At 35.2% G+C, this 15,124-nt stretch carries 11 protein-coding genes; 8 read left to right on the forward strand and 3 right to left on the reverse strand.

What is annotated here, in order from left to right; genetic code table 11:
* Positions 1-31: 31 nt before the first annotated feature.
* Positions 32-532: a LiaF transmembrane domain-containing protein gene (locus CPG45_RS07880; protein WP_096231390.1), complete on the reverse strand. Its 501-nt coding sequence runs from the start codon at positions 530-532 to the stop codon at positions 32-34.
* Positions 533-768: 236 nt separating this feature from the next.
* Between CPG45_RS07880 and argC the strand changes: the two genes are divergently transcribed.
* The 8 genes from argC (at position 769) to argH (ending at position 12,089) form a co-directional block, all read left to right on the forward strand.
* Positions 769-1,803: an N-acetyl-gamma-glutamyl-phosphate reductase gene (argC, locus tag CPG45_RS07885; RefSeq protein WP_096231391.1), complete on the forward strand. Its 1,035-nt coding sequence runs from the start codon at positions 769-771 to the stop codon at positions 1,801-1,803.
* A 73-nt stretch (positions 1,804-1,876) separates the two neighbouring features.
* A complete protein-coding gene (gene argJ / locus CPG45_RS07890; RefSeq protein WP_096231392.1) occupies positions 1,877-3,097 on the forward strand; it encodes a bifunctional glutamate N-acetyltransferase/amino-acid acetyltransferase ArgJ in 1,221 nt (406 codons plus the stop codon).
* Positions 3,094-3,993 (forward strand): acetylglutamate kinase, encoded by a 900-nt coding sequence (gene argB, locus CPG45_RS07895; protein ID WP_096231393.1) that lies wholly within the window; start codon positions 3,094-3,096, stop codon positions 3,991-3,993. The genes argJ and argB overlap by 4 nt, the downstream gene beginning before the upstream one ends.
* Positions 3,980-5,164, forward strand: a complete 1,185-nt coding sequence (locus CPG45_RS07900; RefSeq protein WP_096233535.1) for an acetylornithine transaminase — start codon at positions 3,980-3,982, stop codon at positions 5,162-5,164. The genes argB and CPG45_RS07900 overlap by 14 nt, the downstream gene beginning before the upstream one ends.
* A 97-nt stretch (positions 5,165-5,261) precedes the next feature.
* Positions 5,262-6,332, forward strand: a complete 1,071-nt coding sequence (gene carA, locus CPG45_RS07905) for a glutamine-hydrolyzing carbamoyl-phosphate synthase small subunit (RefSeq protein WP_096231394.1) — start codon at positions 5,262-5,264, stop codon at positions 6,330-6,332.
* Positions 6,319-9,540 (forward strand): carbamoyl-phosphate synthase (glutamine-hydrolyzing) large subunit, encoded by a 3,222-nt coding sequence (gene carB, locus CPG45_RS07910; RefSeq protein WP_096231395.1) that lies wholly within the window; start codon positions 6,319-6,321, stop codon positions 9,538-9,540. Before carA ends, carB begins: the two co-directional genes overlap by 14 nt.
* A gap of 13 nt (positions 9,541-9,553) precedes the next feature.
* A complete protein-coding gene (locus CPG45_RS07915) occupies positions 9,554-10,792 on the forward strand; it encodes an argininosuccinate synthase (protein WP_096231396.1) in 1,239 nt (412 codons plus the stop codon).
* Positions 10,773-12,089, forward strand: coding sequence for an argininosuccinate lyase (argH, locus tag CPG45_RS07920; protein ID WP_096231397.1), 1,317 nt, complete (start codon positions 10,773-10,775; stop codon positions 12,087-12,089). Before CPG45_RS07915 ends, argH begins: the two co-directional genes overlap by 20 nt.
* Positions 12,090-12,132: 43 nt before the next feature.
* Here the strand turns inward: argH and CPG45_RS07925 are convergent, their stop codons facing one another.
* On the reverse strand, positions 12,133-12,417 hold the full coding sequence (locus tag CPG45_RS07925) for an ArsR/SmtB family transcription factor (RefSeq protein ID WP_502695816.1): 285 nt from the start codon (positions 12,415-12,417) through the stop codon (positions 12,133-12,135).
* 35 nt (positions 12,418-12,452) lie between these two features.
* Positions 12,453-14,930 carry a CoA-disulfide reductase gene (locus CPG45_RS07930; protein WP_096231399.1) on the reverse strand — a complete coding sequence of 826 codons (2,478 nt, stop codon included), beginning with the start codon at positions 14,928-14,930 and terminating at the stop codon, positions 12,453-12,455.
* Positions 14,931-15,124 lie beyond the last annotated feature (194 nt).

Genomic DNA, 15,124 nt, shown 5'->3' on the forward strand with positions numbered 1-15,124 from the left:
AAGGCTGAATTTATTTCAGTCTTTTTTACTGCTATTTTCTCCGGCTTCTTATGACTAAAGCAAGGCCCAATAAGATTATCATTATTGAGATTATCAAGTTTGGATTAAGCCATGCGATGGAGAATTGGTTGTACAAAATTGATACATAGCTTAATATTACAGCAGCCGTTATGACCATGACTAAGCCCATTAGCACAAAATCTCTGCTTATGATGTAAAGCTGAAAAAGACCTATTGCAACAGATAGAATGTATAAAGGCCATGTGTATTCAGAGTAAATCCAGTTTGTAAAGATATCAAAGTAAAAAATTATGCCCATTGATGTAAGTATTCCGCCTGGAACTAATATTTCGGGATTTTTTCTTTGCTTTAAGTAGCTTACTTCCATCATGATCCCTGGTATCAATATAAAAAGAGGCCATACATTAGACATATCTAATGTTATTCCATATCTCGATAAAAAGCCAAGGTTGTCATTAAGATATATAAGCCCAAGCAATATAAGTACAATTCCGATTATTTTCTTTCCCATGATTAAACCTCCTGAAAAGTTTTAGACTTCATTTATATTTTACTATAACTGAACGGAAATTTAACTACATTTTTATGAAAAATACTTGCAAAAATTTTAGAAGATGATATAATAATAAAAACAGTGAATAAATATAATAAAATACTAATTATGCATATTGCTCATTATTTTTTTAATATTTAATGCATAAATATTAATAGAAATTAATATATATAAAACATTGGAGGCGGATCTCAATGGTGAGAGTCGGCATACTTGGGGCAACCGGCTATACTGGTGCAGAGCTTATAAGGATCTTATCTAATCATGAAGATGTTCAGATAAAATATTTATCATCTCAAAATTTTAATGGTAAAAAGATTGAAGATGTATATCCTTCATTAAAAGGGTTTTGCAGCGAGAAGCTTCAGGAATATGACACTGATAAAATTATTGAGAATTGTGATGTGGTATTTACAGCACTTCCATCGGGGTATGCAGTAAATATAGCTGAAAAATTATGCAAAAATGGAGTAAAGCTTATTGACCTCGGCGCAGATTTTAGGTTTGATAATTTTGAAACATACAGAGATTGGTATGGAAGCGATAAAAATGGATATGGCGATATTAAAAGGGCGTATGGGCTTCCGGAACTTCATAGACAAGAGATTAAGGATGCTTTAGCGGTAGGAAATCCCGGATGTTATCCTACTTCTGCAATACTTGGTCTGTCACCTGCTTTAAAAAGCAGAATAATAGAAAATTTTATCATAATCGATTCTAAATCTGGAGTGTCCGGTGCCGGCCACAGCCCAAAACAGGGCAATATGTATGCAGAATGCAATGACAATATAAAGCCTTACAATGTTGCTAAGCACAGACACATACCCGAGATAGAGCAAGAGCTTTCACATGTGAATCGCAAAGAGACAAAAGTTGTTTTCACACCTCATTTAACGCCAATGACTAGAGGAATATTAAGCACCATGTACTGCAGGTTAATAAAAGAAATTTCAGCAGAAGATATATATGAGATATATAATGAATTCTACAAAGATGAGTATTTTGTAAAAATATTAGATATCGGTGAATATCCATCAACAAAAAATGTATACGGCTCAAATTTTTGCCACATAGGATTTGAAATTGATAAACATTCAAAAACACTGATAATCATGTCAGCAATAGACAATTTAGTAAAAGGTGCATCAGGGCAAGCTGTACAAAATATGAATATAATGTTTGGAATTGAAGAGACAAGGGGACTTAATATGATACCAATTTTTCCTTAGAAATATGTTTTAAAGTGTTATTCTGAAAGAAGATAGAGATAAAATGCTTACTAAAATTGAGGAGGACTTGATAATGGGAGATTTTGAGGTTATAGAAGGCAATGTCACATCACCTAAGGGATTTTTAGCTTCAGGTGTTTTTGCCGGCATAAAAAAAGCTAAAAAAGATTTTGCTTTGATATATTCAGAAAAAAAAGCAAATGTAGCAGCGTCATTTACGACAAACAAAGTGAAAGCTGCACCTGTGTTATTAGACATGGAGAAAATAAAAAATGGTGAAGCACAAGCCATAGTCATAAACAGCGGCAATGCCAATGCTTGCACTGGGAAAAGAGGCTACGAAGATGCGTGTGCTACGGCTGATACAGCAGCCAAGCACCTAAATATAGACAGTGATGATGTGCTTGTCTGTTCAACAGGTGTTATAGGTGTAACACTTCCAATGGATAAAGTTGCTAAGGGAATAGAGTTGGCGGTTCAAAGCTTATCAAGAGATGGCGGCAAAGAAGCTGCAAAAGCAATTCTTACTACAGATACATTTTCAAAAGAAGTAGCCGTAAAATTCGCTATAAAAGGTGTGGAAGTTACGATAGGCGGCATTGCTAAAGGTTCTGGAATGATATCGCCAAATATGGCGACTATGCTGTCTTTTATTACTACAGATGCCAATATAACAAAAAATGCTTTAAATAGAGCTTTAAAGGATACTGTAAAGAGATCTTACAACATGATATCTGTCGATGGAGACATGAGCACAAATGATACGGTGATAATACTAGCAAATGGCGAGGCCGGCAATCCTGTTATAGAAGATGGCACAGATGATTATGAAATTTTCTATAAAGCGCTTGAATATGTGAATAAGAATTTAGCAAAGCAGATAGCAAAAGATGGAGAGGGCGCTACAAAGTTCATGGAGGTAAATGTTCTTCATGCATTAACAGAAGATGATGCGATAATTGCGGCAAAGGCTACTGTAAACTCAAGTCTCGTAAAGACTGCAATTTTTGGTGAGGATGCCAATTGGGGAAGGATTATTGCCGCTGTTGGATATTCAGGAGCAGATTTCATACCAGAAAAAACTGATATATATTTAAAAAGTAAAATAGGTGAAATAAAAGTCTGTGAAAATGGTGGATATATACAGTTTGATGAAGATTTTGCAAAAGAGATACTTAAGGAAAAGGATATAAGCGTTATTATCGATTTAAATGCCGGAAAATATAATGCAGTAGCATATGGTTGCGATTTAAGCTATGATTATGTGAAAATAAACGGGAGCTACAGGTCATGATAAAGAGGCAGAAATACGGCGATGAAATCGCAAAGGCAGAGATATTAATAGAAGCTCTCCCATATATAAAGAAATTTTCCGGCGCAACAATTGTTATAAAATACGGCGGCAACGCCATGGTCGACTGTAAAATTAAGAGAATGGTTATGGAAGACATAGTACTATTGAAATTTGTTGGATTAAATCCTGTTATAGTTCATGGCGGTGGACCTGATATAAACAAGATGCTTGAAAAGCTTGATATAGAATCAAAATTTGTAAATGGATTAAGGGTAACCGACGAAAAGACGATGGAAGTTGTTGAGATGGTTTTGACAGGAAAGATAAATAAAGAGATTGTATCTCTCATAAATGATCTAGGTGGCCGTGCAATAGGGATAAGTGGTAAAGATGGAGAACTATTAAAGGCTGAGAAAGAAACAAAAAATGGCGATATAGGATATGTTGGAAAAATAGATAAGGTAAATATTGATGTAATAAAAATGATGCTCGAAAAGGGTTATATACCAGTTATTGCTCCATGTGCTGTTGGGCCAGAGGGGAAAACCTATAATGTAAATGCAGATACAGCAGCAGGAAAGATTGCAGAGGCATTAAAGGCGGAGAAGTTCATATTGCTGACAGATGTAGAAGGCATTCTATCTGATATTAATGACAAGAATAGTGTTATATCAAGAATAAATTTAGATAATGCAAAAGAACTTCTAAGTACTGGGCAAATAACGGGCGGCATGATACCGAAACTCAACTGCTGTGTACAGGCGGTTGAAAATGGTGTTAAAAGAGCCCATATTATAGATGGTAGGCTTACACATTCGCTATTACTCGAAATTTTCACTGATGAAGGTATTGGTACAATGATTGGAAAGGAGTGTTTTGATGATGATAACCTCTGATGATAAAAATTATGTCATGAATACTTATGGCAGGTATCCTTTAACATTAGTTAAAGGAAATGGTACTAAGGCTTGGGATGATAAAGGAAATATATATCTCGATTTCGTTGCTGGCATTGCAGTGAATGCATTTGGGCACTGTTACCCTGCTATTGTTGAGGCAATAAAAAAGCAGGCTGAGACATTGATACATTGCTCAAATCTTTACTGGAATGAAAATCAAATAGAACTTGCGAAAATGATCGCAGAGAATTCCTTTGGTGATAAAGTGTTTTTTGCCAACAGCGGTGCAGAAGCGAATGAAGGTGCAATAAAGCTTGCAAGAAAATATGCTTCACTCAAATATGGTGATAAAAGGTATAAAGTTATATCAGCTAAGAATTCTTTTCATGGTAGAACATTCGGTGCTTTAACTGCAACAGGACAGGAAAAATACCACAAAGGATTTGGACCGCTTCTTGAAGGGTTCAAATATGTGCCATATAACGATGCTGATGCATTATACAGTGCTATTGATGATGAGGTATGCGCGATTATGCTTGAGGTTATACAAGGTGAAGGTGGCATATATGAAGGGAATATAGAGTATTTAAAAACAGCGAGAGAAATATGTGACAAAAATGATATATTGCTCATAATAGATGAAGTGCAGACAGGTATCGGTCGTACAGGGAAACTCTTTGCATATGAACACTATGATATAACACCTGATATTATGACAGTGGCAAAGGCCTTAGGTGGGGGTGTTCCAATAGGTGCAATAGTTGCGAAAGAAGGGGTATCTGTATTTAAACCGGGTGACCATGCATCGACATTTGGCGGAAATCCCTTAGCATGTGCCGCTGGACTTGCAGTTATGAAAGAAATAACAAAAGAAGGTTTTCTCGATGATGTTTTATATAAAGGTGAGTATTTTAAGGACGGTCTCAAAGGCTTAAAAGAAAAATATAGCATTATTAAAGATGTAAGAGGCAAAGGTCTTATGATAGGATGTGAAATAAATCTTGATGACGCTGGTGACATTGTAATGAATGCTATGAATAAGGGACTTCTTATAAATTGCGTAAATCATAATGTACTTAGATTTGTACCACCTTTAATTGTAACAAAAGAAGAGATAGATACTGCTCTTATTATTCTCGATGATGTGTTGCAGGAAATGAGTTTATGAGGTGTTGAATTATTAACCAAACTACATTGATCTTCGATATTTCATTTATGGTTAATAATCCTTTAAATGATACTGCTCATAAGAAAGGAATGATTTAATGATAGGCTATCTGAAACTTGAAGATGGCAGCATTTTTGAAGGTAATATAATTAGCAGCAATATAAAAGGTTTTGGTGAAGTTGTGTTTAATACTGGCATGACAGGGTATCAGGAAATAATAACTGACCCCTCATATGCAGGTCAGATTGTGGTAATGACATATCCTCTTATAGGAAATTATGGTATAAATAAATATGATTTTCAATCACAAAAACCGTATATAAGAGGATATGTCATAAAAGAACACTGTGATATGCCAAGCAATTATCTACATGAAGAAAAACTTATTGAATACCTCGATAGAAATAATATACCTGTATTAACAGGGATAGATACAAGAGAACTTACAAAGAAATTAAGGTCATATGGTACGATGAAAGGCATTATTACAAATAAAAAAGATGATGTAATTTCCGAAAATAAGGAGGACTTACTTAGAGAAGTATCAACAAGGAAAGTGTACCATATACCAGGTGAAGGTCCGAAACTTGCTTTTATAGACCTTGGAACAAAAAATAACATATTAAAAATGCTTAATGGGGTAGGCTTTGACATATATGTATTTCCATACAATGCAAGTCACGATGATGTGATGCCTATAGAACCAGATGCTATATTCTTCTCGAATGGTCCTGGTGATCCTAAGGATGCAATTGATGCCATTTCACTTGCAAAATATTTTATCGGGAAAAAGCCTGTACTTGGGATTTGCTTGGGGCATCAGGTTATAGCACTTGCAATGGGGTGCAACACAGTTAAGATGAAATTCGGCCATAGAGGTTCAAATCATCCAGTTAAAGAGTTAACAACAGGAAAATCATATATTACATCACAGAACCATGGTTATGCAGTCGAAAAAGCCTCAATAAACAGTGATGAAATTGTCATAACGCATATTAATTTAAATGACAATACTGTTGAAGGACTAAAACATAAATACTTACCCGTTTTTTCAGTGCAGTATCACCCTGAAGCATGTCCAGGTCCACATGATTCTATGTATCTTTTTGATAAATTCATGGATATAACATACATTTATAAAAGGAGGTCTTATCTTGCCGAAATATGAAGGAATAAGCAAAGTTCTTGTTATAGGCTCTGGTCCTATTGTAATAGGTCAAGCGGCAGAATTTGACTATTCCGGAACACAGGCCTGTAAATCATTAAAAGAAGAAGGATTAAAAGTTATCTTAGTGAATAACAATCCAGCGACAATAATGACAGATACAGAAATAGCTGATATTGTGTATATGGAAAATCCGGAAGTAGATGTACTTGAAGCGATAATTGAAAAAGAACTGCCTGACGGGATACTTGGTACAATTGGTGGGCAGACAGGGCTTAATGTAGTTGTTAAATTAAAAGAGTGTGGAATAATTGATAAATACGGCATTAAGGTTCTTGGTACATCAATCGAATCTATAAAAACCGCTGAAGACAGAGAATTATTTAAAAAGAAAATGGAAGAGATAAATGAACCTGTTGCGAAAAGCGCGACGGTAAATAATATCGATGACGCACTTAAGTTTGCAAAAATATGTGGTTATCCCCTAATTGTTAGGCCGGCCTATACTCTCGGAGGTACCGGCGGCGGCATAGCGAATAACGATGAAGAGCTTAAAATAATTGTTGATATGGGACTTAAAAAAAGCATGGCACATGAAGTATTGATAGAGAAATCCCTTTATGGATTTAAAGAAATAGAATATGAAGTAATGAGAGATAAAGCAGATAATTGTATTACAATATGCAACATGGAAAATTTCGATCCGGTAGGTATACACACAGGTGATAGTATCGTTGTTGCACCATCTCAGACTCTTACTGATTATGAATATCAAATGTTAAGAACTGCCAGCATAAAAATAATAAAGGCACTTGGTATAGAAGGTGGATGTAATATTCAATTTGCACTTGACCCATATAGCCATCAATATTATGTAATTGAGGTAAATCCAAGGGTAAGCCGCTCAAGTGCACTTGCATCGAAAGCAACAGGCTATCCTATAGCGAAAATAGCTGCTAAAATTGCGATAGGTCTTACACTCGATGAAATAAAAAATCCGGTAACAGGTAAAACAACGGCATTTTTTGAACCAGCGTTAGATTATGTTGTTACAAAGATACCGAGATGGCCATTTGATAAATTCTATGGAACGGATAGAAAGATTAGTACGCAAATGAAAGCCACCGGTGAAACGATGGCGATTGATAGAAGTTTTGAGGCATCGCTTTTAAAAGCTATCAGGTCACTGGAGATTAAAGCATACGGATTAATTAATGAAAATATTAAAGCTGCTAGCGATTATGAAATAATAGAAAAGATAAAGAAGCCGAATGATATGAGGCTATTTTATATAGCCGAGGCACTTCGCCGCGGTGTTACAGTAAATTATATTAGCGAATTAACAAAGATTGATATATGGTTTTTAAACAAACTTTTAAATATAATCAATATGGAAAAAGAACTTTATAAGAGCGATTTAAATGAAAAAATACTGAAAAAGGCCAAAAAAATGGGTTTTTCAGATAAGGAAATAGCTAAGATAAAAGGAATCGAAGAAAAAGATGTAAGGAATTTAAGAAAAGAATACGGTATATTACCGTCATATAAGATGGTAGATACATGTGCAGCTGAATTTGAGTCAGTTACGCAATATATTTATTCAACATATGAAGAATATGATGAAGTACCTATACATCGTGATATAAAGAAAGTAATAGTTTTAGGATCAGGACCTATAAGGATTGGCCAAGGTGTAGAATTTGACTATTGTTCAGTTAAAGCTCTCTGGGCTTTAAAGAATATGGGAATAAAATCTATTATAATTAATAACAATCCTGAAACTGTAAGTACTGACTTTGATACAGGTGATAGGCTGTATTTTGAACCACTGACACTGGAAGATGTACTGAACATAGTTGAAAAAGAAAATCCTCTTGGTGTCATGGTAATGTTCGGCGGACAGACAGCAATTAATTTAACACAAGGATTAAAAGATTACGGCGTTAATATTTTAGGTACATCTTATGAAAGCATAGATATAAGTGAGGATAGAGAGAAGTTCTCAATGCTCTTAAAGGAGCTTAATATAAACCAGCCAAAGGGCGGATATGCACTATCTGTTGGAGATGCCAAGGATACTGCTCTAAGATTAGGCTTTCCATTGCTTGTAAGACCTTCATATGTTATTGGAGGTCAATCTATGGAAAAAGTAAATACACTTCAAGAGATAATTGATTATGTATCAAATGCAATAAAAGTATCGCCAGGTAAGCCAGTATTAGTTGATAAATATATTGAAGGAAGAGAAGTTGAAGTTGATGCTGTAGCTGATGGAAATAATGTATTAATACCTGGAATTATGGAGCATATCGAAAGAGCAGGTATTCATTCAGGTGATAGTTTTTCAGTATATCCTGCAAGGAATCTGACCGAGCGTGAAATTGATACAATTATAGATTTTACAAAAAGAATTTCAAAGGCATTGAAAGTTAAGGGTCTTATTAATATACAATTTGTCGTAAAAGACGGTACAGTTTATGTAATAGAGGTTAATCCACGAGCATCAAGAACAATACCTGTTATAAGTAAGGCAACAGGGGTTCCTATGGTAGATATTGCAGTAAAAGTTTCTATGGGGAAAAGCTTAAAAGAGCTTGGGTATAATGAAACACTATGGCCTGAGACAGCCCACACGATCGTAAAAGCTCCGGTATTTTCTATGGAGAAGCTAACAGATGTTGAGGTAATGCTGGGACCTGAGATGAAATCAACAGGCGAGATAATGGGCATGGACTTGAGCTATGAAGGTGCATTGTATAAAGCAATGGTTGGTGCAAATTTAAATATACCAAAGACGGGCAGAGTTCTATTATCTATATCAAAGAAAGATGTAAATGAAGCATTAACGATTGTCAAAAAGTACGATGATGCCGGGTATGAATTATTTGGAACTCTGGGTACGACGAGGTATTTTACTTCAATGGGACTGCATGTTAAGTCAATTGATATAAAAGATGCCATAAGGCTATTGAAGGAAGGATATTTTTCGCTTGTTATAAATATACCAACAAAAGGCAAAAAGCCTGACAACGAAGGTTTTAAGTTGAGGCGTACAGCATGTGAGTACAGAATCCCCTTGTTTACTTCACTGGATACTGCAAAGGCAGCACTGTCAGCGGTACAGAAGGTAAATATAAATGGTCTATCAATATTATCATTAAATGAATACCAGAATATTCAGTTTGAAAATGTAAAAAAATTAGTATTATAGAGGAGAGATAAAAATGTTAAAAGGTGAAAAGGTAGTATTAGCATATTCAGGTGGTCTTGATACATCAGTTATAATACCATGGCTTAAAGAAAATTATGAATGCGAGATAATAGCTGCTTGTATAGATGTGGGGCAGGGAAGCGAACTTAAAAGTGTAAAAGAAAAAGCTCTATTAAGTGGTGCTAGCAAAATATATATTGAAGATGTTAAGGATGAGTTTGTGGAAAACTATATTTTCCCTACATTAAAAGCAGGTGCTGTATATGAAGGCAAGTACCTTTTAGGTACATCATTTGCAAGGCCTCTTATTGCCAAAAAACTTGTAGAGATAGCACATAAAGAAGGAGCGAAGGCTATTGCTCATGGCGCCACAGGAAAAGGCAATGATCAAGTGAGATTTGAAGTGTCCATACGAGCGCTGGACCCATCAATTGAGATAATAGCGCCGTGGAGGATATGGGAATTCAAATCAAGAGAGCAAGAGATAGACTATGCAAAAAAGAAAGGCATACCTGTACCGGTTACAAAAGAAAAGATATACAGCGTTGACAATAATATATGGCACATAAGCCACGAAGGCGGTGATTTGGAGGAACCGTGGAATGAGCCTAAAAGCAGCCTATATGACATTATAGTACCACCAGAAAAAGCACCAGATGAGCCGGAGTACGTTGTCTTAGAGTTTGAGAAGGGACTGCCTGTAAAAGTAAATGGAAAATCTTACAGCAGCTCAGCAAAGATGATAGAAGAGCTTAATTTGATTGCCGGAAGAAATGGAATAGGGATAGCTGATATTGTAGAAAATAGACTTGTAGGTATGAAATCCCGTGGTGTTTACGAAACACCTGCAGGTACAGTTCTTTATGCAGCCCACAAAGAATTGGAGTATCTTGTGCTGGATAAGGAAACCATGAGGTTTAAAGATATAGTAGCTCAGAAATATGCTGATCTTGTGTACAATGGATTGTGGTTTTCGCCACTTAGAGAATCCCTTGATGCATTTGTCGATGTGACACAGCAAAATGTCACTGGAACTGTCAGACTGAAACTTTATAAAGGCAGTATAATAAATGCGGGTTCAAAGTCACCTTATTCACTATACAACGAGGAATTTGTGACATTTGGTGAAGACGAGGTATACAACCAGAAGGATGCAGAAGGATTTATAAACTTATTTGGTTTGCCGCTTAAGATAAAAGCATTGATGGAGATGAATAGAAAGGAAGATGCTAATGAAGTTGTGGGGAGGTAGGTTCAAAGATAGCGAAGATAAGCTTATGGAGGAGTTTAATTCCTCCATTTCTTTTGATATAAGGCTTTTGAAAAATGATATTGAAGGTTCTATAGCACATGCAAAGGGATTAAATAAAGCAGGCATATTAAGCAATAATGAATTAAATTTTATTATAAAAGGCTTGAATGAAATACTTGAAACGGCCGATATAAATGATATACCAAATGATGAAGATGTACACACATATGTTGAGAGACTTTTGACAGAGAAAATCGGTGATGCTGGGCGAAAACTCCATACCGGTAGAAGCCGCAATGACCAAATTGCGACAGATGTAAGGTTATATCTAAGAGATGAAATCAAAGAAATAAGGGAGTATTTATTTAAACTTATTGATATATTAAAAGGCCTTTCTCAAAAATATGAAAAAACAATTATGCCTGGTTACACACATTTGCAGAGAGCCCAGCCTGTTACATTCGGACATCATATGCTTGCGTATGTTGAAATGTTTAATCGGGATCTATCAAGGCTTGATGATATGTATAAAAGAGTAAATGTAATGCCGCTTGGATCTGGTGCACTTGCTGGAACGACATATGATATAGATAGAAAATTTATTGCTGAGCTTTTAGGTTTTGATGATATAACGCAAAACAGCATGGATGGCGTTAGCGACAGGGACTTTATCATAGAATTTTTAAGCTTTGCATCTATTGTAATGATGCATTTAAGCCGTTTTTGCGAAGAAATTATACTGTGGTCAAGTCGAGAATTCAATTTCATTGAACTTGACGATAGATATTCGACAGGCAGTAGCATGATGCCACAGAAGAAGAATCCTGATGCAGCAGAACTGATACGTGGTAAGACAGGTAGAGTATATGGAGATTTGATAACTATACTTACAGTGATGAAAGGACTTCCACTTGCATACAACAAAGATATGCAGGAGGACAAAGAAGCTTTATTTGACGGTATAGATACATTGAAGATGTGTATAAAAGTATTTACAGGGATGATGGAAACTATACATGTTAAAGAGGATAACATGGAAAAGGCTGCAAAATACGGTTACATGAATGCAACAGATTTTGCGGACTACCTTGTATCAAAAGGGATTCCCTTTAGAAAAGCGCATGAGATATCAGGAAAGGTAGTCTTATACGCAATAGATAAAAACTGTGCTATAGAAGATTTATCATTGGAAGATTTAAAAAAGTTTTCGGATGTCGTTGACATTGACGTATATAATGCAATAGAATTGAGAAATACATTAAAAAAGAAAAAAACCATTGGCGCACCTAAAATATGATATTAAAAAATGGGACAGGTACGCTGTCCCTTTGTCTGATATATTATTCTTTCAACAATATATTTATAACATTTATTATATCTTGATCAACTACTTTATAACATATTTCAAGTCCATTTCGTTCACCCTTTATTATGCCCGCCGCTTTTAGTTTTGAAAGATGCTGTGAAACAGTGGACTGTGGCAGATTTAAACACTCTTGTATTGTTGTTACGTTACAGCCACCATCCAAAAGACCTTTCACAATACATAACCTATATGGATGGGCGATCACCTTTAGCTTTTCTGAAATGTCTTCATATTTTTTAAAATCCTTTTGTATATCTATTTTATGATTTATCAGTTAAATCACTCCTTTGAATGTTATATAAACAGTGTTGTATCAGACTGTTCGGCTGCACCGATAAATGATGCTACACCACCAATTTCAACACCATCTATAAGTTCTTCTTTAGTTATTCCCATTATGTCTGATGACATATTGCATGCGACTATTCTTACGCCGTTTTTAAGTGCCTGTTGTATTAGATCTTCTAATGAAGCTACGTGTTTTTTGTTCATAATGTGCCTTATCAATTTAGGACCTATGCCAAACATATTCATCTTTGATAGTTTTAATCTACTAGATCCTCTTGGCATCATAATACCGAACATCTTGCTAATAAAATCCTTTGTTACGGATACTTTCTGCGGTTTTCTCAATATATTTAAACCCCAGAAAGTGAAGAATAGCGTGACTTTCCTACCCATAGCTGCAGCACCATTTGCTATGATAAAAGCTGCAATAGCTTTATCAAGATCGCCGCTAAAAACAATAATTGCTTTATCATGATTGCTTGTTTCGGCTTTTACTTCTATGTGTGAATCATGCTTCTTTATTCTTGCAACAATAGTTTTACCTTCATGATAAAGTTTAATAAGCTCGTTTCCAGTTCTCTGGCACCAAATTTTTATATCATTTTCGAAGCCCGGATCAGAAGCTTTGATTTCTAATATTTCTCCGTTTTTTAGATTTTTGATTGCATTAAATGTCTGCATTATTGGACCAGGACATTGCAGGCCGCATGCATCAACTTCTAATGTAATATTGCTACTGTTAATTTCACCAATATCATTTAGTTTTTTTTTATCAGTAGTTATGCTCATACCGCATTCTGTTTGCTGATCATCATACTTTATAGTTAATTCACTGGAATTAGTAGTAGCGGCCTTATATGTCTTATAGCCACCGCTGAGGTTTTTTACAAATTTAAAGCCATGCTGTGATAGTATTCTACAAGCTAAATAACCTCTTAAACCAACTTGACAATAAACTAATATCTCCTTATCCTTTGGAATTTCATCTAATCTGTCCCTCAATTCATCAACGGGAATGTTGACTGAGCCATCTATATTTCCAAGACTGTATTCCATATTCGTTCTAACATCAAGCAAGAAAGTCTTGGCTTTATCTATTTTGCTAACATCATCCCAATGAAATACATTGACATCGCCTTTTAAAATATTTGAAGCTACAAAACCAGCCATATTTACAGGGTCTTTTGCAGATGAATATGGTGGTGCATATGAAAGCTCCAATTTTTCCAAATCATATACAGTCATTCCTGAACGTATTGCCGTCGCAATTACGTCTATTCTCTTGTCAACACCATCAAATCCGACTATCTGTGCGCCGAGGATTTTACCATCATCTTTAGAAAACAATAGCTTTATCGACATAGGTAATGCGTCAGGATAATAGCTTGCATGGGAATTTGGATGTATAATAGTTTTTTCGTAATTGATACCGAACTTTTTTAATAGTCTTTCATTATTACCTGTCGTTGCGACTGTCAGATCGAATATTTTAACGACAGATGTGCCTTGTGTGCCATTATAAGTTGATTTTCTTCCAGCTATATTATCCGCTGCTATTCGTCCTTGCTTATTTGCTGGACCTGCCAATGGTATTAAGGCATCATTGCCATTTATATAGTCTTTGACCTCAACGGCATCGCCTACGGCATAAATATTTGGATCAGATGTTTGCATGTATTGATTTACTTTTATACCATGTGTATTACCTATGGTCAGACCTGCATCCAAAGCAAGCTTTATATCAGGTTTTACACCTATTCCTAAAACGACCATATCTGTATCAATAATTTTACCACTATTCAATAGAACTTGTGTATATTTTTCTTTATGAATGAGTTCCTTTACTCCATCTTTTAATATAAGATTTACGCCCTTGTCTCTTAAATGTTGATGAACAATAGCTGCCATTTCATAATCCAATGGTGCTATAACATGGTCGGCAAGTTCTACAACTGTAACATCTAATCCGCGTTTGTGCAGATTTTCTGCTACCTCTAATCCTATAAAACCGCCGCCAACGACTACAGCCCTTTGAGGTTTATTATTATCAACATAGTCTTTAATCATATAAGTATCTGGAATATTTCTCAGTGTAAATACATTTTCTCCATCTATTCCAGGCATAGGTGGCTTTATAGGCTCTGCGCCAGGTGATAAGATCAATTTATCATATGATTCTTTATATGTTTTGTCATGTAATTTATCATATACAATTACAGCTTTTTCGTTCGGCAGTATTTTTGTTACCTCACTATTAATTCTCACATCGATTTTAAATCTTTTTGACATGGCTTCAGGTGTCTCAACGATTAATTTTTCACGATCTTTTATTACTTCTCCGATATAATATGGCAATCCGCAATTAGCGAAGGAAATATATTCGCCCTTTTCAAAGAGTATAATTTCAGCATTTTCGTCCAGTCTTCTTAATCTTGCTGCTGCAGAAGCGCCTCCGGCAACGCCTCCGACAATCAAAACCTTCATAATTCCATCTCCTTTATTTATTTATTATTATATTATAATATTACAATATATAAATTTATTTGTCAATAATTTAACTAAAATAAAACCTGCTTTTAGTGCCTTTATGATATACAATATATAGAAATACCTACAAACAATGGAGTAAAAAAGTGAGAAGATAATAGATGTCTTAAGGACTGGTGATACATAAAAAT

The sequence above is a fragment of the Thermoanaerobacterium sp. RBIITD genome, assembly GCF_900205865.1.
Lineage (GTDB): Bacteria > Bacillota > Thermoanaerobacteria > Thermoanaerobacterales > Thermoanaerobacteraceae > Thermoanaerobacterium.